This is a genomic window from Nitratidesulfovibrio sp. HK-II, from assembly GCF_003402415.2.
Lineage (GTDB): Bacteria > Desulfobacterota > Desulfovibrionia > Desulfovibrionales > Desulfovibrionaceae > Cupidesulfovibrio.
This window is the reverse complement of sequence record NZ_AP036014.1, coordinates 92,238-110,289: the sequence shown is the minus strand read 5'-3', so window position 1 is coordinate 110,289 and position 18,052 is coordinate 92,238. Positions and strand designations below refer to the sequence as shown.

Below are 18,052 nucleotides of genomic sequence, written 5' to 3'. Positions count from 1 at the left end.
GCCGCCGCGTTCTTAGCAGGATTCCTTTATGATATCGCGTTTCTTCATCCACCGCCCCATCTTCGCCTGCGTGATCTCCATCGTGATCATGCTGGCGGGGTTCATGGCCATGCGCACGCTGCCCATCGCGCAGTACCCGGAAATCGTGCCGCCCCAGGTCATCGTCTCCGCCACCTACCCCGGCGCCAGCCCCGAGGTCATCGCGGCCACCGTGGCCTCGCCGCTGGAACAGCAGATCAACGGCGTGGACGGCATGCTGTACATGAACTCGGTCAGCGCCGGTAACGGACAGATGACCATTTCCGTGTCCTTCGCCGTGGGCACGGACCCCGACCAGGCCACCATCAACGTCAACAACCGCGTGCAGGCCACCACCGCCGCGCTGCCGGAAGAAGTGCGCCGTCAGGGCGTCACCGTGACCAAACGGTCGCCCTCCATCCTCCAGGTGGTGAACACCTTCTCGCCCGATGGCCGATACGACTCGGTGTACATCAGCAACTACGTGCTGGTGAACGTGGTGGACGAGCTGAAGCGCCTTCCCGGCGTGGGCGACGCCTCCATCTTCGGCGCCAAAGACTATTCCATGCGCATCTGGCTGCACCCTGACAAGCTGGCCCAGCTCAAGCTGACCCCCGGCGACGTCACGCAGGCCATCCGCGAACAGAATGCCCAGTTCGCCGCCGGGCGCATCGGGCAGGAGCCTTCCAGCAGCCCGCTGGAACTGAACTACCTGGTCACCACCCAGGGGCGGCTTGCCACCCCCGAGGAATTCGAAAACATCATCCTGCGGGCGGAGCCAGACGGCTCCACCCTGCTGCTCAAGCATGTGGCGCGCGTGGAACTGGGTGCCAAGGACTACGACATGCGCACCCAGCTCAACGGCAAGCCCACCGTTGCCGTGGGCGTGTACCTTGCGCCGGGGGCCAACGCGCTGGATACGGCAGACCGCGTTGCCGCCAAGATGCAGGAACTGTCGCAGCGCTTCCCCGACGGCATCAGCTTCTCCATCCCCTATGACACCACCAAGTTCGTGCGCATCTCCATCAACGAGGTGGTGCATACCCTGATGGAAGCCATGGTGCTGGTGTTCCTGGTGGTGTTCCTGTTCCTGCAGAACTGGCGGGCCACGCTCATTCCCTGCCTTGCGGTGCCGGTGTCCATCGTGGGCACCTTCGCGGGCATGTATGCGCTGGGCTTCTCCATCAACACGCTGACATTGTTCGGCCTGGTGCTGGCCATCGGCATCGTGGTGGACGACGCCATCGTGGTGCTGGAAAACGTGGAACGCATCATGTCCTCCGAAGGGCTGACGCCGCGCAAGGCCACCCTGAAAGCCATGGAAGAGGTGACCGGCCCGGTCATCGCCATCGTGCTGGTGCTGTGCTCGGTGTTCATTCCCGTGGCCTTCATGGGCGGCCTTGCCGGGCAGATGTACAAGCAGTTCGCCATCACCATCGCGGTGTCGGTGATCATCTCGGGCCTGGTGGCCCTGACGCTCACCCCCGCCCTGTGCGCCCTGATGCTGAAGCCCGGCCATCATGAACCGCCGCGCTTCTTCCGCTGGTTCAACGCGTGGTTCGAGCGCGTCACCCACCGCTACACCGGCGGCGTCACCTTTCTCATCCGCCGCACGGGCCTTGCGCTGGTGCTGTTCGCCTGCCTGGGCGGCGCCACCTGGCACCTCTTCCAGATCGTGCCCGGCGGCCTCGCCCCTGACGAGGACCAGGGCTACATCATCGGCCTGTACATCCTGCCCGACGGCGCAAGCCTGCAACGCAGCCGCGTGGTGGCCGACCTGATGGACAAGAGCCACATGGAAGACCCCCGCGTGGCCAACCTGATCACCCTTACCGGGCTCGACCTGCTCTCCGGCATGCCCAAGCCCAACTTCGTCACCTCCTTCGTGCCGCTGAAGCCGTGGGACGAGCGCAAGGGCGAGGGGCAGTCGTCGTTCGATTACGCCCGCAAGGTGTTCGGCGTGGGCATGGGCGTGCCCGAAGGCGTTGTGCTGGCCTTCAACCCGCCGCCCATCTCCGGCATGAGCAACACCGGCGGCTTCGAACTGTACGTGCAGAACCGCGGCGAAGGGGACAGCAAGGCCCTGGCCGCCATGGTGGGCAAGCTTACAGCCGCCGCGGCCAAGCGGCCCGAACTGGCGGGGGTGCAGACCACCTTCAGCGCCAACGCGCCGCAGCTGTTCATCAGCCTGGACCGCAACAAGGCCAAAGCCTTGGGCGTGCCGGTGAACACCATCTTCGAGACCATGCAGGCCACATTCGGGGCCAGCTACGTGAACGACTTCAACAAGTTCGGCCGCACCTACAAGGTGCAGCTGCAGTCGGAGGCCGACTTCCGATCCCGCCCGGCGGACGTGGCCAACGTGTTCGTTCGTTCCAAGTCGGGCGAAATGATCCCCCTCACCGCACTGGTGGACGTGAAGGAAGTGACCGGTCCCGAAGTGGTGGAACGCTTCAACGTGTTCCCCGCCGCCAAGGTGGTGGGCGGCCCCGCCGCCGGGTACAGCTCCGGCCAGGCCATCGCCGCCATCGAGGCGGCGGCGGCAGAGGTCTTGCCCCCGGAATACACCCTGGCCTGGTCCGGTTCCGCCTACCAGGAAAAGCAGACCGGCGGGTCATCCTCGCTGGTGTTCGTGCTGGGCCTGGTCATGGTCTTCCTGATCCTGGCGGCGCAGTACGAAAAGTGGTCGCTGCCGCTGGCGGTCATCATGGCCGTGCCGTTCGCCCTGTTCGGGGCCATCTGCGCGGTGTGGCTGCGCGGCCTTGCCAACGACGTGTACCTGCAGATCTCGCTGGTCACGCTCATCGGCCTTGCCGCCAAGAACGCCATCCTCATCGTGGAGTTCGCGGTGATCAAGCGGCACGAGGGCCTTTCGCTGGTGGAATCGGCCATCGAGGCCGCCCGCCTGCGCTTCCGGCCCATCATCATGACCTCGCTGGCCTTCGTGCTGGGCTGCGTGCCGCTGGCCATCAGCACCGGGGCCGGGGCCGCCAGCCGCCACTCCATCGGCACCGGGGTCATCGGCGGGATGCTGGCGGCGACCTTCATCGCCACCTTCTTCATCCCCATGTTCTACCGGCTGATCATGGGCCTGAGCGAACGCATGCGCGGCACCGAGGCCATGCGCACCATGGCCGTGGGCAAATACTGCGAAGAAGACCGTCACTCGGCCTTCCAGAACCTGCCCCCCGACGGGACCGAAGAGAGCGGCCCCGATTGCAACAAGGAGAAGCGCCATGACTAACCTTCAGGGCTTCGCATACGACCAGCCGTCGCGCCCGCTTCGCCTGGCGGCGCTGGCGCTGTCGGCGGCGCTGCTGGCAGGCATGCTGTCCGGCTGCGCCTTCGGGCCGGACCACGCCCGCCCCGCCATGGACCTGCCCGACGCCTGGCGCGCGGGCACGGCCGATGCGGGCACGGTGCAGGACGGCTGGTGGAAGGGCTTCGGCGACCCGGCCCTGGATACCCTGGTGGCCGCCGCGCTGGACCACAACCGCGACCTGGCCAAGGCCATCGCCAACGTGGACGAGGCCCGCGCCCAACTGGGCCTTGCCCGGGCCAACCAGATGCCCCGGCTCGACGCGCAGGGCTCCACCGAACGCCAGCGCGTTTCGCTGAACGCCTTCAACTCGTTCACCCAAGAGACACGCATCCAGGATCTGCACAGTGCCGCTGGCGCCCTGTCGTACGAGGTAGACCTGTGGGGCCGCTACCGCCGCGCCACCGAGGCGGCGCGCGCCCAACTGCTCTCCACCGTGGCCGCGCGCGACACCGTGCGCCTGGCCCTGACGGCGCAGGTGGCCCGCACCTACTTTGACCTGCGCGCCTACGACCAGCAGCTGCAGGTGGCCCGCGACACGCTGGCCTCGCGCGAATCCACCCAGGAACTGCGCAAGGTGCGCTTCGAACTGGGCCTGACCAGCGAACTGGACTACAGGCAGGCCATCGCCGAGGCGGCGTCGGCCCGGTCCACCGTGCACACCCTGCAATACAACGTGGCCGCCAGCGAGGCGGCGCTGGGCGTGCTGACCGGCCGAAGCCCGCGAGAGATCGTCACCGGCACCGTGGACCGCGGCCTCGCCGTGGACGCCGTGCCCGTGCCCCCCACCGTGCCCGCCGGGCTGCCCTCGGCCCTGCTGGAGCGCCGCCCGGACATCGTGCAGGCCGAACAGCAACTGGCCGCGGCCAGCGCCAACATCGGCGTGGCCAAGGCGGCCTACTTCCCGGCCATCTCGCTTACCGGCCTGCTGGGCTACGAGAGCAGCGACCTGACCCAGCTGTTCACCGGGCCTTCCGGCACGTGGCGGTATGCGGGCAGCGTGACCATGCCCATCTTCGACTTCGGCCGGGTCAAGGCCGGGGTGGAAGCGGCGGAGGCGCGCCAGCGCGCCGCCCTGGCCGGGTACGAAAAAGCCGTGCAGGACGCCTTCCGCGAGGCGCAGGACGCCCTGGTGGCCAACCGCAAGGCGCGCGGCGTGGTGGAGGCGCAGACCACCCAGGTCACCGCGCTGCGCCGCTCGCTGCACCTGGCCCGGCTGCGCTACGACAACGGCTATTCCAGCTACCTTGAAGTGCTGGACGCCGAACGCAGCCTGTTCGAGGTGGAGATATCCCTGGCATCGGCCCAGCGCGACCAGCTGGTGGCCGTGGTCGAGGTATACCGCGCCCTGGGCGGCGGCTGGGGCGGCATTGCCCCGCAGCAGCCCGGCGAATCCGGGGACGCGGCCGGAAACGGCGCGGCCAAGCCCGACAAGGCCGTGGCGGCCGCGCAATGAGCGACGGCCGCAACTGCCGCCGCTGCCGCGTGGACCGGGCCGAGCGCAAGGGCGCGCACGGCTTCGGCCACACCGTGAAGGAACTGGCCCGCGCCTGGCGGGCCGAGTTCGACCGGCGCTTCCGGCCCATGGGCCTCTCCGACACCAGCTGGGTGGTCATCTGGCTGTTGTCCGAGCACGGCTCGCTCCCCCAGGGGCGGGTGGCCGAACTGCTGGGCGTGGAGGGTCCCACACTGGTGCGCCTGCTGGACCGCATGGAAAAGGAAGGCTGGGTACGCCGCCAACCCTCGGAAACCGACCGCCGGGTGAAGCTGGTGGCCCTGACCGACCAGGCCCGCCCGGTATACGACGCCATGCTGGACATCGGCTTCGCCCTGCGCGACGAACTGATGCACGACATCCCGGATGAGCATCTGGACATCGCCCACGCGGTGATGCTGCGCCTGCTGGACAAGCTGGACGCGCTGGCTGGGGGCGAAGCGGGAGAATGCACTCCCTGACGCCCCGAATGAGCCAAATGAGCCAAATGAGCCTGACGAACCGGATCGGGGATCTGACTGACGGGCACGCCCGCCCGCAAGCCGCACGAAACGACAACGCGGCGTCTTCAAGCGAAGACGCCGCGTTTTTCGTTGGCTGGCAAGCCGGGCAGCGGGAACGTGCGGCTATTTGGGCAGTCCGCCCAGAATGCCGCCGATCATGGCGATCACCGCCCCGCCCACGCACACCAGCGCGATGGTGCGGGCCTTGGGGTCTCCGGCCAAGTGGCGCTTCCACGCCACGAACGCCTGATACCACAGCCACGCGCCGAGCACGGTCAGAATCATGGGAATGACGGGCATGGGGTCTCCTTTGGAAAGGGGACGGACGGTCCGGAAGGGATGGCGCAGCCCCCAAGGCATGACGCCGGACGGTGCGCCGTCATGGCATGCAGCGCGCCCGCGCGCAAGCCCCCGCCCCATGTTCCTGGCGCGTGCGGAGCCATGGCGTGTTCTCGCCCGGCGGCTTCGGCTAGCCCCCGACGCCGCCTTGCTACGGCGCGGGCCGAGCCGCCCCGGCGGCGGCTGCGTCCACCGGGGCTTCAGGCCAGCCGCCGCCCAGCGCCTTGTACAGCGATACCAGGTGCAGCAGCACGCCGGAGCGGCTGCGGGCCAGTGCCTCTTCCACCTCCAACTGGCGGCGCTCGGCGTCCAGCACTGTCAGCAGGTCGTCCACGCCTTCCATGTAGCGCACGTTGGCCAGCCGGGTGGCCTCGGCCTGGGCGGCCAGCGCGCTGGCCAGCCGTTCGCGCTCCACGAATGATTCGGCGTAGCGGGCCAGCGAGGTTTCCACGTCCTCGAAGGCCACCAGCACGGTCTTGCGCCAGCGCTCCAGGGTGGCCTCGCGCCGGGCCTCCAGCGCGGCCACGGCGGCCCGGGTGCGCCCGCCCTCGAAGATGGCCCAGCGCACGCCGGGCATGATGGTCCAGGCGCGGCTTTCGTCGCGGAACAGGTCGGAGAAATGGATGCTGTTCAGCCCGTACGAGCCGGTGAGCGAAAACTTGGGGAACAGGTCCGCCTCGCGCTGGCCGATGTCGGCCGTGGCCGCGTGCAGTTCGTGCTCCACGCGGCGGATGTCCGGGCGGCGCAGCAACAGGTCCGAGGGCAGGCCCACGGGCACCAGGTCGGGCACGGCGGGCAGGGGCGCGCGCGGGGCCAGCCGCTCGCGCAGGGCGGCGGGGGCCATGCCGCACAGGACGCCCAGCCGGTGGATGGAGGCGTCCACGGCCGCGCGCAGCGGGGGCGCAAGCGCTTCGGTACGCTGCAGCTGCGCCTCGGCCTGGAACACGTTCATCTCGCTGGCCACGCCCACGTCGCGGCGCAGCCGCACCAGGTTCAGCGTGCGCCGCTGCGCTTCGGCGTTGCGCTCGGCCACGTCCAGCCGGGCCTGCGCGCCGCGCAGTTCCACGTAGGCGCGGGCCGTTTCCGCCGCCACCGAAAGCAGCACGTCCGACAGCCCGGCGTCCGCCGCGCGTTCACGGGCGCGGGCCGCTTCCACCCCGCGCCGCGCGCCGCCGAAGATGTCGATTTCCCACCGCGCGTCGAAACCGGCCTGGTACAGGTCGCTTTCCACAGGCATGTGGGCCATTTCCAGCGACTTGCCGGTAAGGGTGTTGCTGCTCACCCGGCTGCGCTCGAAGCTGCCCCCGGCCGATGCCTCGGGCAGCAGCGCGCCCACGGCCACGCCCACGGCGGCGCGGGCCTCGCGCAGGTTGGCGGCGGCCATGAGGGCGTCGTTGTTGTGGCCCACGGCGGTGGCCACCAGTTCCGACAGCAGCGGGTCGCCCATGCGGTCCCACCACTGCGCGTCCGGGCTGGCGGTGGTCACGGTGGCGCGCGCGGCCTCGGCACCGCCTTTCGCGGCGGCCCCGGCAAGCTCGGGCCGGGTCTTGGCGGCGCTCCATTCCGTGGGCGCGGCGGGCGGCTCCGGCCGGGTGTGGTCCGGCCCCACGGCGCACCCCGCGAGGGCAAGGAAAAGCATCGCCGCCAGGGCCGGAATCAGCCTGCCTGAATGGCGGTCGGGCCGGGCCGGTGCTTGGTGCGCGTTCATGGCGTCTCCTGCGGCGCTGCGCCTGGCGCAAGGCCGGACGGTTCGGACGATGCGGCGGCCACCTGGCGCAGCCCGCCGGTGACGAAGGTCAGGGTGTGCGCGGTCAGCAGTTCCAGCCCTTCGGCCGAAAGGGCCAGGCTGGGGAACACCCGGCGGAATATCTCGCGGTTCAGGTACATGCTGAGGCACATGGAAATGATGTTCATGCACGAAAGCTGCACCCTGGCGTGTCCGTCGGGCAGGCCCAGCAGTTCGGACACGGCCGCGCGCAAAAACATGGACTTGGGCACGATCTCGGCGCGCACCAGTTCGTCCAGGAAGGGCGTGGGGCGCATCATTTCCTGGGTCATCAGCTTGAGCTGCCAGGCCGAAGGGTCGGTGCTGAGCAGGTTGGACAGCAGGTCGCGGATGATGATGCCCACCCGCTCGGCCGGGGGCGCGCCCGCCGGCACCGAGGCGCGCAGGTCCTCGGCCGTGAGGAAGCGGCGGTGCGCCTCGTGCAGGGCGGCGGCGTACAGCTTGTCCTTGCCCCCGAAATGATAGTTGATGGCAGCGGGATTGGCCCCGGCCAGGTCGCAGATTTCCTTGCCGGTGGCCCGGTCGTAGCCGTGCTCGGCAAAGACCATGCCCGCCGCCTCCAGCAGGCGCTGGCGGGTGGATTCGCGGCCCTGCTCGCGTTCCGGCCCCTTGCCGGCCGCGCGTGCGGCCACGCCCGGTGACGCGGGGCCGGAAGCCGCCACGGAAGGGGCGGCATGGGACGCACTGGGCATATGCTCGGACGACTTCTTCATGCGCATGCTATAGGATAGCGGCGGGGATGGTGTCAAATTCAAAATTAAAATTTGAATTTGACTTTTACCCAGCACGGAACTAGGTTCGTTCCATTCCACCGGAACCGCCACCGCACGCCTGCCGCGTGCGCCCCGGAGCAGCGCATGAAAAAACGCATCCTCATCCTCGCCGTGCTGGCGCTGTGCATTGCCGGGGGCGTGCTGGCCTGGCGCGCCCTGCGCCCCGCGCCCGACGCGGGACCGGTGGTGCTGTACGGCAACGTGGATCTGCGCCAGGTTTCCCTGGCCTTCAAGGACGCCGAACGCGTGGCCCGCGTGGTGGCCCGCGAGGGCGACCGGCTGGCCCCCGGCGCGCTGGTGGCCGTGCTGGAAACCGACCGCCTGGACCGCGAGATAACCCGCGCCAAAGGCCGCGTGGCCGCGCAGGCCGCCGCGCTGGAACGGCTGGAAAACGGTTCGCGCCCGCAGGAAAAACGCAGGGCCCGCGCCGATGCCGACGCCGCCGCCGTGGAACTGGCCAATGCCGAGCGCACCTACGCCCGGCTGCACGCCCTGTCCGGCTCCGGGGCCGCGCGCGAACAGGACGTGGACGACGCCCTGGCCGCGCGCGACCGGGCCGCCGCCCGCCTGCGCGTGGCCCAGGCCCAGCTGGCCCTGGTGGAGGAAGGCCCCCGGCGCGAAGACATCGCCGAGGCCCGCGCCTCGCTGGCCGCCCAGCGGGCCGAACTGGCCGTGCTGGAACAGCGCCGCGCCGACAGTGAACTGCGCGCCCCCTCGTCCGGCGTGGTGCGTTCGCGCCTGCTGGAGCCGGGCGACATGGCCTCGGCCCAGCGTCCGGTGTGCACCATGGCCCTCACCGACCCCAAGTGGGTGCGCGCCTACCTGACCGAAACCCAGCTTGGCCGCGTGCATGAAGGCATGCCCGCCGAAATCGCCATCGACGCACGGCCCGGGCAGCCGCTGGAGGGCTGGCTGGGGTTCATCTCGCCCACGGCGGAATTCACCCCCCGCAACGTGGAAACGCCGGAACTGCGCACTTCGCTGGTGTACGAGGCGCGGGTGTTCGTGCGCGACCCCGGCGACGTGCTGCGCCTGGGCATGCCCGCCACGGTCACCCTGCGCGAAGGCCACGCCGTGCCCGTACGGACCGGTGGGCAGACCGGCGCGCCGGGAACGGCCAATGCCACGGCCGGGGCCACGGCCGAGGCCGCTCCTGCAACCGCGCCCGGAGCCGCGCAATGACCTCCCCTTCGCCCGTGTTCGCCGCACGCGGGCTGTGCCGGACCTTCCGCGTTGCCGGGCGTGAAGTCCGCGCCGTGGACGGGGTGAGCCTGGACCTTGCCCCCGGCACCATCACCGGCCTGCTGGGGCCGGACGGCGCGGGCAAGACCACCCTGCTGCGCCTCGCCGCCGGGCTGCTGCTGCCCGACGCGGGCAGCCTGACCGTGCTCGGCCGCGACACCGTGGCCGAGGCGCAGGCCGTGCAGTCGGCCATCGGGTACATGCCCCAGCGCTTCGGCCTGTACGAAGACCTTTCCGTGGCCGAAAACCTTTCCCTGTACGCCGACCTGCACGGGGTGTCCGCCGCACAAAAAGCCGAACGCTGGCCCGCGCTGATGCGCATGACCGGCCTCGCCCCGTTTCTCGACCGGCTGGCCGGGCGGCTTTCCGGCGGCATGAAGCAGAAGCTGGGGCTGGCCTGCACCCTGGTGCGCTCGCCCCGACTGCTGCTGCTGGACGAACCCACCGTGGGCGTGGACCCGCTGTCGCGGCGCGAATTGTGGAACATCGTGTTCTCGCTGGTGCGCGGGCACGGCATCACCGTGCTGGTCAGCACCGCCTACCTCGACGAGGCCGAGCACTGCGACCGGGTGGCCATCATGCACCACGGGCGGCTGGTGGGCGACGGCGCGCCCGGCGACTTCACCCGACCGCTGGCGGGCCGCACCTGGTTCGTCACTCCAACCATGCGCGCCCGTGCGGCCCAGAACCTGCTGGACGCGGCCCCCGGCGTCACCGATGCGGTGCTGCACGCGGGCGGGGTGCGCCTGCTCACCGACACCCCGGAGGCGGCGCGGGCGCTGACGGACTGCGGGTTGCTGGCCGGAGAAGGGCAGGGGGCAGGCTCCGTGGGCCACCTGACCCCGCGAACGCCCGGCTTCGAGGACGGATTCCTCGCCCTGTTCGCCGCGCTGCCGCAAGAGCCGGGCACGGGCGAAGAACCAGCGCCCGCCGTCAGCGCGCCCCACGGAACATTCGTCGCCGCCTCCGCCCCCCCAGAGCCGGACTGCCCCCCACAGGCCCTGGCCGCCTCGCCCGTTCCCGCTGCAGCGGATGCTCCGCCCGTCATCGAGGTGCGCGACCTGGAGCGCCGCTTCGGCTCCTTCATGGCCGTGAAGGGGGCCAGCTTCGACGTGCGGCGCGGCGAAATCTTCGGGCTGCTGGGCCCCAACGGGGCGGGCAAGTCCACCATCTTCCGGATGCTCTGCGGCCTCTTGCCGCCCACCGGCGGCAGCCTGCGCGTGGCCGGGGTGGACCTGCGCCGCGCCCCGGCCGCCGCCCGCCGCAGGGTGGGCTACGTGGCCCAGAAATTCTCGCTGTACGGACAGCTTTCGGTCATCGAGAACCTGCGCTTCTTCGCCAGCGCCTACGGGCTGTCCGGCGCGGCGCGCGAGTCGCGCATCGCCTGGGCCCTGCGCGACTTCGACCTGGCCGACGCGGCCGACGCCCAGAGCGGCGAACTTTCCCTGGGCTACCGCCAGCGGCTGGCCATGGCCTGCGCCCTGATGCACGAGCCGGACATCCTGTTCCTGGACGAGGCCACCTCGGGCGTGGACCCGCTGGCCCGGCGCGAGTTCTGGCGGCGCATCACCGCGCTGGCGGAATCGGGAGTCACCGTCATCGTCACCACCCACTTCCTGGACGAGGCGGAATACTGCGACCGCATGGCCATCCTGGTGGGCGGCGAGGTGCTGGCCCTGGGCACCCCGGCGGAAATCCGCGCCCTGGCCCCCCCGGCCAGCCAGCAGGAAGGCAGCCCGCAGCAGGAAGGCCAGCGCAACGGCGAGAGCCGGGACGCGCCCGCCACCGCCAACCAGTCCACCATCGAGCGGGCCTTCATCGCGCTGGCGGAACGCCACCGGGCCAGCGGCCCGGCCAGCGCGCCCGATTCGACCAATTCGACCAACTCGACGGGCTCGACGGGCTCGACGGTTTCACCCGCCGCACCCGCCCCAACCGCCGCCCCCGGCACGCTGCCCCTTGACCGCGGCGCAGCCCCTTCTTCCGCCGCCCTCCTGCCCGCCGCCCCCGCACGGGACGCCCGGCCGGCCGCCTTTCCCGCCCTGCTGGTGCGCATGCGCGGCCTGCTGCGCAAGGAATGGCTGCAGGTGGTGCGCGACCCCAGCGCCATCGCCATCGCGCTGATCATGCCGGTGGTGCTGCTGCTTCTGTTCGGCTACGGCATCAGCCTGGACGCCCGCGACGTGCCCGTGGCCATCGTTGCCGACGACCTGGGGCCGGAGGCCATGGAATTCGCCGCGCGCCTGCTGCTGGCCGACACCTTCCGCCCCCGCGTGGTCACCGGCATGCGCCAGGCGGAGGAAGACCTGCGCGCCGGGCGGGTGGACGCCATCGTGCATCTGCAATCGGACTTCGCCCGCCGCCTGTCGGATGCCACGGCAGGGGCCGCCGCCAGCACCGCCCGCCCCGACGGCGCGCCGCCCGCAGGGGATGCGGGCACCGTGCCGGTGCAACTCATCGTCAACGGGGTGGACCCCAACAACGCCCGCACCGTGTCCGGCTACATCACCAGCGTGTGGCAAAGCTGGCTGTCCGGGCGGGTGGCCGCCGCCGGGCAGGCCCCGGCGGTGCGCCTGGTGCCGCGCATGTGGTTCAACCCCGCGTCCGACAGCCGCTACTTCCTGGTGCCGGGGCTGATGGTGCTGATCATGACCCTGACCGGGGCGCTGCTGACCGCCATGGTCATGGCCCGCGAGTGGGAGCGCGGCACCATGGAGGCCCTGCTGGTGACCCCGGTGCGCATGGGCGAACTGCTCACCGGCAAGCTGCTGCCCTATTTCGTGCTGGGCATGGGCGGCATGGTGCTGACCGTGATCATGGCCCTGTACCTGTTCGGGGTACCCCTGCGCGGCTCGCTGGCGGTGCTGGCCGGGGCGGCCTCGCTGTTCCTCACGGCGGCGCTGGGCATGGGCCTGTTCATCTCGGTGCTGGCGCGCAACCAGTTCATCGCCGGGCAGGCCGCCCTGCTGGCCACCTTTCTGCCCGCGCTGTTCCTTTCCGGGTTCATCTTCGACCTGGAAAGCACCCCCCCCTTCGTGCAGGTGGTGTCGTACGCCATCGCGGCGCGCTATTTCGCCACCCTGCTGAAGACCATCTTTCTGGCGGGCGACGTATGGGAAGTCATCGTGCCCAACGCCCTGGCCCTGGCCGCGCTGGCGGCCTTTTTCCTGACCGTGGCCAGGCTGCGCTGCCGCAAGCGGCTGGACTAGGGAGACCCCATGCACGATCGCCTGCCCGCATCCATCGCCGCGCGCACCCCGGCCAAGCCTGCCCTGTCCGGCCAGACAGGGCCGCTGACCACGCTGCACCGCCTGCTGGCGCTCATCATCAAGGAATTCCTGACCCTGCTGAAGGACCCCAAAAGCCGCACCGTGGTCATCCTGCCGCCGCTGCTCCAGACCATCATCTTTGGCTACGCCGCCACCTTCGACCTCGTGGACGTGCTCTGCGCCATCTACGACGAGGACCGCAGCGCGGCCTCGCACGAGCTGGCCGCGCGGGTGGCCGGGTCGCCCACCTTCCGGGTGGTGGCGGATATCGACCGCGACGCGGACATTGCCCGGCACCTTGATGCAGGCCAGGTGCGGCTGGTGCTGCGCATCGGGCAGGGGTTCGAGCGCGCCCTGACCCTGCGCGGCGCGGCGGGCACCCCGGCCGCTGCCGCCGATGGCGCTGATTCCGCCGCCGCGTCGTCCGGCACGTCCCCCGCCCCCGCGCAAGCCCCTTCCCACGCCGTAATCCAGGCCATCGCCGACGGGCGCAACTCCAACACCGCCGGGCTCGCCCTCAACTACATGGCCTCCATCGTGGACGACTTCGGGGCGCGGTACGCGGCAGCCCACGGCGGGCAGCCCCGCCCCTCCACGCTGGTGGTGCGCTCGTGGCACAACCCCAACCTGCTCAGCCGGTGGTTCTTCGTGCCGGGCATCGTGGTCATGGTGACCATGGTGGTCACGCTGATCATCACCGCCCTGTCCGTGGCCCGCGAGCGCGAACAGGGCACCTTCGACCAGATACTGGTCACCCCCTACCGCCCCACGGAACTGCTGATCGGCAAGGCCGCGCCCGGCTTTCTGGTGGGGCTGTTCGAGGCTTCGCTCATCGTGGCCATGGCGGTGTTCTGGTTCGGGGTGCCCCTGCGCGGCAGCCTGCTGACCCTGTACGCCGGACTGGTGCTGTTCCTGTTCTCGGTGGTGGGCATCGGCCTGATGATCTCCTCCCTGTCCGTGACCATGCAGCAAGGGCTGCTGGGCATGTTCCTGTTCACCATGCCCGCCGCCATCCTGTCCGGGTTCGCCACGCCCATCGCCAACATGGCCGAGCCGGTGCAATGGCTGACCTACGTCAACCCCATGCGCTACGTGCTCATCGTGGTGCGCGGGGTGTTCCTGGAAGGGGCGGACCTGGCCCTGCTGGCCCCCCAGCTGTGGCCGCTGGCGCTCATCGGCGCGGGGTGCATGGCGGCGGCCGGTTGGCTGTTTCGGCACCGCATCCAGTAGCCTGGCGGCACCCCCCCTTGCTTGGCCCCACCGTGGTGCGGCGTGCCGTTTGCTACAATTATGTTCATTCCACGCCTTTTCGCTGATCCCCCGTCTCTCCAACTCCCGCCACAATTTCCCGGACCTTGCCCCGGAGTGGCAGGCCGCGCCCAGCGTATGTTTCGCTGCCGTCGCGCCTCGGCTTACCCATCTTCGCACCCCATAGGCCCACCCCCAATCCAATGTGACGGTCCGGCGCACGCGCTGGCGGTTGCGCCGCCCGCCGTCGCAAAGCCTCCCCCACCGGCGCGCCTGCCCGCTATTTTTGTATGATTTTACAATTATGAATTTTATCATAATATTTTTTAGTCTGTTTTTGTAAAAATAGCACCAATAACCATGCCTCCTCCATGCGCATCAGGCAAAACAATCAATAATTACACGGCGCTGCACACTTGGACCGGAGATTGCTCCATGGGCTCTACAACATCACCGTACCCTTCGAGGGGTTTTCGATCACGGGGCCGAAGGAGGAACCAATGACTACCGCATCACCCACGGGCAAACGCTCCCTGCTGTCTCTGGCCATCGGGTGCGCCACGCTGGGGCTGGCCGCGCTCGCACCGCTGCCCGCCTTTGCCGAGGACGCACCGCAGTTCCTGTCGCAGTCCGACGCCAACACGCTGTGGACGCTCATCGCCGCCATTCTCGTCATGTTCATGCAGGCGGGGTTCGCGTTCGTGGAGGCGGGGCTTACCCGCGCCAAGAACGCGGGCAACATCATCATGAAGAACTTTCTGGATTTCGCCGCCGGGGCGCCCATCTTCTTTCTGTTCGGCTTCGGGCTGATGTTCGGCAAGTCCATCAGCGGGATCATCGGCGGCTCGGACTTCGCGCTGCTGGCATACGACGCCACCACGCCCGAAGGCATGTGGGCGCTGACCTTCTGGTTCTTCCAGGCGGTGTTCGCGGCCACCTCGGCCACCATCGTGTCCGGCGCCATCGCAGAGCGCACCAAGTTCGGCGCGTACATCATCATGAGCATGGTGGTGACCGGCCTGATCTACCCGGTCACCGGCCACTGGGCGTGGGGCAACCTGTTCGGCAACGAAGGCGGCTGGCTGGCGGCCATGGGCTTCGCCGATTTCGCCGGTTCCACCGTGGTCCACTCGGTGGGCGGCTGGATCGCCCTGGCCGGGGCCATCGTGGTGGGCCCGCGCCTTGGCAAGTACAGCGCCGACGGCAAGCCCCGCTCCATCCAGGGCCACAGCCTGCCGCTGGCCGCCCTTGGCGTGTTCATCCTGTGGTTCGGCTGGTTCGGGTTCAACCCCGGCTCCACCACCGTGGCCAACGGCACCATCGGCTACATCGCGGTCAACACCTGCCTTGCGGGCTGCACGGGCATGCTGGGCGCCATGATCACCATCTGGCTGAAGTACGGCAAGCCCGACGTTTCCATGAGCATGAACGGCGCGCTGGCGGGCCTGGTGGCCATCACCGCCGGGTGCTTCGAGGTGTCTCCCATCGGCTCGCTGATCATCGGCCTTGGCGCGGGCATTCTGGTGGTGCTCTCGGTGCTGTTCATCGACCAGGTGCTGAAGATCGACGACCCGGTGGGCGCGGTCTCGGTGCACGGCGTGTGCGGGGCCTACGGCACGCTGATGGTGGGCCTGTTCGCGGCTCCCGGCTACGGCACCATCACCGGCCTGTTCTACGGCGGCGGCGTGGACCAGTTGGTCACGCAGGCCATCGGCGTGGGCGCGGCCTTCGCCTGGGCCTTCGGCACCGGGTTCGTCCTGTTCACCGTGCTCAAGCTGGTGATGGGCGTGCGCGTGCCCGTCGAAGAAGAAATGAAGGGCCTCGACATCACCGAGCACGGCTCCGAAGCCTACAGCGGCTTCCAGATCTTCTCCAACGAGTAAGGGCAGGGGGATACCAAAATGAAACTCATCATCGCTTATGTCCGGCCCGAGCGCCTGACCGCCGTGAAGCAGGCACTGTACACCCGGCAGATCTACAGCATGTCGGTCACCAACATCCTGGGCGCCGGCCGCCAGAAGGGCTACACCGAAACCTACCGTGGCGTCGTCAGCGAAGTGAACCTGCTGAAGAAGGTGCGCATAGAGATCGGCATCAAGGACGAACTGGAGGCCGCCGCGCTGGAAGCGGTGACCGAAGGCGCCCGCACCGGCAAGGAAGGGGACGGCGTGGTCTTCGTGATGGACGTGGCCAAGGGGCTGCGCATCCGCACCGGCAACCCGGTGGCCTAGCGGTCCGCTGCCGCCCGCCGCACCGCAGGGCGGACAAACAGCACGGGCGGCGCTGCCCGGCACAACGCAAACAGAACCGCCCGGACCGAACGGTCCGGGCGGTTTTGCGCCGTGCACAAGAGCGCGGCGATGCCGCGCCAGCACTACCGGACCGACCTGTCATTGCTGCACGCCAACCCGGCAAACGCGTTGCGCACCCGGAAACCGCGCATGTGCCCCCGTACGCGGCACGCACGGCCATACCGGCGCGCCATGCGATGCGGATCTCCCGGCATCATTCCCCGCCCCCACCTGCCGTGGCATTCCGCGCCTCATGCCCTGCGCCAGCCAGACACTCGCTGGTGCACCCCCAAATGAAAAAGGCCCGCCCCCCGTAGGGCGGGCCTTGACCGCAGCGCGACGAACGCTGCGGGGGCCGGGAATGCAAAGGCAGGGATCGGGAAAATGCGGTGCGCGGGTCGGGCGGCGGGCGATCCGCCCGAGCCCGCGCGGAGGTGCGGGATGAAGCTCGCCCGGTACGGTGCGGCTTAGTTCAGGAAGTTGTCCACGGGCACGTAGTCCAGACCGAAGGCCTCGGCCACGCCCTTGAAGGTGATCTTGCCATCGATGACGTTGGCGCCCTTGGCGATTTCGCAGCTTTCCTGCATGGCGCGCTTCCAGCCCTTGTTGGCGAGGGTCAGCGCGTAGGGCAGGGTGGCGTTGGTCAGGGCCAGGGTAGAGGTCTTGGCCACGGCGCCGGGCATGTTGGCCACGCAGTAGTGCACCACGCCGTCCACCACGAAGGTGGGGTCGGTGTGGGTGGTGGCCTTGGAGGTCTCGAAGCAGCCGCCCTGGTCGATGGCCACGTCCACCATCACCGCGCCCTTCTTCATGGTTTTCAGCATGTCGCGGGTGACCAGCTTGGGGGCTTTCGCGCCGGTGACCAGCACCGCGCCCACCACCACGTCGGCCTCGCGCACCAGCTTGCGCACGGTGGCCGGGGAGGACATGAGCGGGAAGCAGTTGGAGGGCATCACTTCGCTGAGGTGACGCAGGCGGTCCAGGCTCATGTCCAGGATGTACACCTTGGCGCCCAGGCCGCAGGCCATGCGGGCCGCATGGGTGCCCACCACGCCGCCGCCGATGACCACAACGGTGCCGGGGTCCACGCCGGGCACGCCGCCCAGCAGCACGCCGTTGCCGCCCTGGGCCATTTCCAGGTACTTCGCGCCCTGCTGAATGGCCATGCGCCCGGCCACTTCGCTCATGGGGGTGAGCAGGGGCAGGCTGCCGTCGGCCTTCTGGATGGTTTCGTAGGCGATGCACACCGCGCCGCTCTTGATCAGGGCCTGGGTCTGCGGCTCGTCGGCGGCCAGGTGCAGGTAGGTGAACACGATCTGGCCGGGGCGGATCATGCCGTATTCGGACGCCTGCGGCTCCTTGACGTGCATGACCATGTCGGACTTGGCGTAAATTTCGGCCGGGGTGGCCACGATGGTGGCGCCCGCTTCCACGTAGGCTTCGTCGGCAAAGCCGCTGCCCGCGCCGGCGTTCTTTTCCACCAGCAGGGTGTGCCCGGCATGCACCATCACCTCGACCCCGGCGGGGGTCATGGCGACGCGGTTTTCTTCCTTCTTGATCTCCTTCAGGATGCCAACGATCATCTGAGCCTCCAGATACGCCGGTGGTGCGGCGCGTTGCGGTGCGTTTCGGTGCGCGTGAAAACCCCGGACAGGGCGCGCCCGCGCGGGCGCAGCTTTCCTACAGCAAACACCTTGCCAACTTGCCGAAAAATCGGGCTAAACGCCGAACTTTCCGAGCTGGTCACAAAAACGCAAATCGGACCAATG

At 69.3% G+C, this 18,052-nt stretch carries 12 protein-coding genes; 8 read left to right on the top strand and 4 right to left on the bottom strand.

Going from position 1 to position 18,052, the window contains the following annotated elements:
- Positions 1 to 28: 28 nt before the first annotated feature.
- Genes RVX_RS00420 through RVX_RS00410 form a run of 3 tightly spaced genes read left to right on the top strand, consistent with a single transcriptional unit; the run spans position 29 to position 5,293 of the window.
- Positions 29 to 3,262, top strand: coding sequence for an efflux RND transporter permease subunit (locus tag RVX_RS00420; protein WP_007525590.1), 3,234 nt, complete (start codon positions 29 to 31; stop codon positions 3,260 to 3,262).
- Positions 3,255 to 4,793, top strand: coding sequence for an efflux transporter outer membrane subunit (locus RVX_RS00415; RefSeq protein ID WP_116307252.1), 1,539 nt, complete (start codon positions 3,255 to 3,257; stop codon positions 4,791 to 4,793). The genes RVX_RS00420 and RVX_RS00415 overlap by 8 nt, the downstream gene beginning before the upstream one ends.
- Complete coding sequence (locus RVX_RS00410) at positions 4,790 to 5,293, top strand: MarR family winged helix-turn-helix transcriptional regulator (RefSeq protein ID WP_007525588.1); 504 nt, start codon at positions 4,790 to 4,792, stop codon at positions 5,291 to 5,293. Before RVX_RS00415 ends, RVX_RS00410 begins: the two co-directional genes overlap by 4 nt.
- A 165-nt stretch (positions 5,294 to 5,458) precedes the next feature.
- Here the strand turns inward: RVX_RS00410 and RVX_RS00405 are convergent, their stop codons facing one another.
- From RVX_RS00405 to RVX_RS00395, 3 genes are all read right to left on the bottom strand, one after another.
- Positions 5,459 to 5,635: a hypothetical protein gene (locus tag RVX_RS00405; protein ID WP_007525587.1), complete on the bottom strand. Its 177-nt coding sequence runs from the start codon at positions 5,633 to 5,635 to the stop codon at positions 5,459 to 5,461.
- A gap of 190 nt (positions 5,636 to 5,825) precedes the next feature.
- The gene (locus RVX_RS00400; RefSeq protein WP_116307254.1) at positions 5,826 to 7,382 is read right to left on the bottom strand and encodes an efflux transporter outer membrane subunit; all 1,557 of its coding nucleotides are present in this window, start codon (positions 7,380 to 7,382) and stop codon (positions 5,826 to 5,828) included.
- Entirely contained in the window at positions 7,379 to 8,173 is a 795-nt protein-coding gene (locus tag RVX_RS00395; RefSeq protein ID WP_230404726.1) for a TetR/AcrR family transcriptional regulator, read from the bottom strand. The genes RVX_RS00400 and RVX_RS00395 overlap by 4 nt, the downstream gene beginning before the upstream one ends.
- Before the next feature lie 144 nt (positions 8,174 to 8,317).
- Between RVX_RS00395 and RVX_RS00390 the strand changes: the two genes are divergently transcribed.
- From RVX_RS00390 to RVX_RS00370, 5 genes are all read left to right on the top strand, one after another.
- Complete coding sequence (locus RVX_RS00390) at positions 8,318 to 9,415, top strand: HlyD family efflux transporter periplasmic adaptor subunit (protein WP_116307258.1); 1,098 nt, start codon at positions 8,318 to 8,320, stop codon at positions 9,413 to 9,415.
- Positions 9,412 to 12,684, top strand: a complete 3,273-nt coding sequence (locus RVX_RS00385; RefSeq protein ID WP_116307260.1) for an ATP-binding cassette domain-containing protein — start codon at positions 9,412 to 9,414, stop codon at positions 12,682 to 12,684. The genes RVX_RS00390 and RVX_RS00385 overlap by 4 nt, the downstream gene beginning before the upstream one ends.
- 9 nt (positions 12,685 to 12,693) lie before the next feature.
- The gene (locus RVX_RS00380; protein ID WP_116307262.1) at positions 12,694 to 13,974 is read left to right on the top strand and encodes an ABC transporter permease; all 1,281 of its coding nucleotides are present in this window, start codon (positions 12,694 to 12,696) and stop codon (positions 13,972 to 13,974) included.
- 518 nt (positions 13,975 to 14,492) lie between these two features.
- The gene (locus RVX_RS00375; RefSeq protein WP_116307264.1) at positions 14,493 to 15,875 is read left to right on the top strand and encodes an ammonium transporter; all 1,383 of its coding nucleotides are present in this window, start codon (positions 14,493 to 14,495) and stop codon (positions 15,873 to 15,875) included.
- Between the two features lie 18 nt (positions 15,876 to 15,893).
- Positions 15,894 to 16,223: a P-II family nitrogen regulator gene (locus RVX_RS00370; protein ID WP_007525580.1), complete on the top strand. Its 330-nt coding sequence runs from the start codon at positions 15,894 to 15,896 to the stop codon at positions 16,221 to 16,223.
- Between the two features lie 527 nt (positions 16,224 to 16,750).
- Here RVX_RS00370 and ald read toward each other — a convergent pair.
- Entirely contained in the window at positions 16,751 to 17,866 is a 1,116-nt protein-coding gene (ald, locus tag RVX_RS00365) for an alanine dehydrogenase (RefSeq protein WP_116307266.1), read from the bottom strand.
- Positions 17,867 to 18,052: the final 186 nt, after the last annotated feature.

Excerpts from the sequence above, each read along its gene's own strand:
- RVX_RS00410 (WP_007525588.1), top strand. The coding sequence starts at position 4,790 with ATGAGCGACGGCCGCAACTGCCGCCGCTGCCGCGTGGACCGGGCCGAG.
- RVX_RS00415 (WP_116307252.1), top strand. The coding sequence starts at position 3,255 with ATGACTAACCTTCAGGGCTTCGCATACGACCAGCCGTCGCGCCCGCTT.
- RVX_RS00395 (WP_230404726.1), bottom strand. The coding sequence starts at position 8,173 with ATGAAGAAGTCGTCCGAGCATATGCCCAGTGCGTCCCATGCCGCCCCT.
- RVX_RS00380 (WP_116307262.1), top strand. The coding sequence starts at position 12,694 with ATGCACGATCGCCTGCCCGCATCCATCGCCGCGCGCACCCCGGCCAAG.
- RVX_RS00375 (WP_116307264.1), top strand. The coding sequence starts at position 14,493 with ATGACTACCGCATCACCCACGGGCAAACGCTCCCTGCTGTCTCTGGCC.
- RVX_RS00385 (WP_116307260.1), top strand. The coding sequence starts at position 9,412 with ATGACCTCCCCTTCGCCCGTGTTCGCCGCACGCGGGCTGTGCCGGACC.
- RVX_RS00390 (WP_116307258.1), top strand. The coding sequence starts at position 8,318 with ATGAAAAAACGCATCCTCATCCTCGCCGTGCTGGCGCTGTGCATTGCC.
- RVX_RS00405 (WP_007525587.1), bottom strand. The coding sequence starts at position 5,635 with ATGCCCGTCATTCCCATGATTCTGACCGTGCTCGGCGCGTGGCTGTGG.
- RVX_RS00420 (WP_007525590.1), top strand. The coding sequence starts at position 29 with ATGATATCGCGTTTCTTCATCCACCGCCCCATCTTCGCCTGCGTGATC.
- RVX_RS00400 (WP_116307254.1), bottom strand. The coding sequence starts at position 7,382 with ATGAACGCGCACCAAGCACCGGCCCGGCCCGACCGCCATTCAGGCAGG.
- ald (WP_116307266.1), bottom strand. The coding sequence starts at position 17,866 with ATGATCGTTGGCATCCTGAAGGAGATCAAGAAGGAAGAAAACCGCGTC.
- RVX_RS00370 (WP_007525580.1), top strand. The coding sequence starts at position 15,894 with ATGAAACTCATCATCGCTTATGTCCGGCCCGAGCGCCTGACCGCCGTG.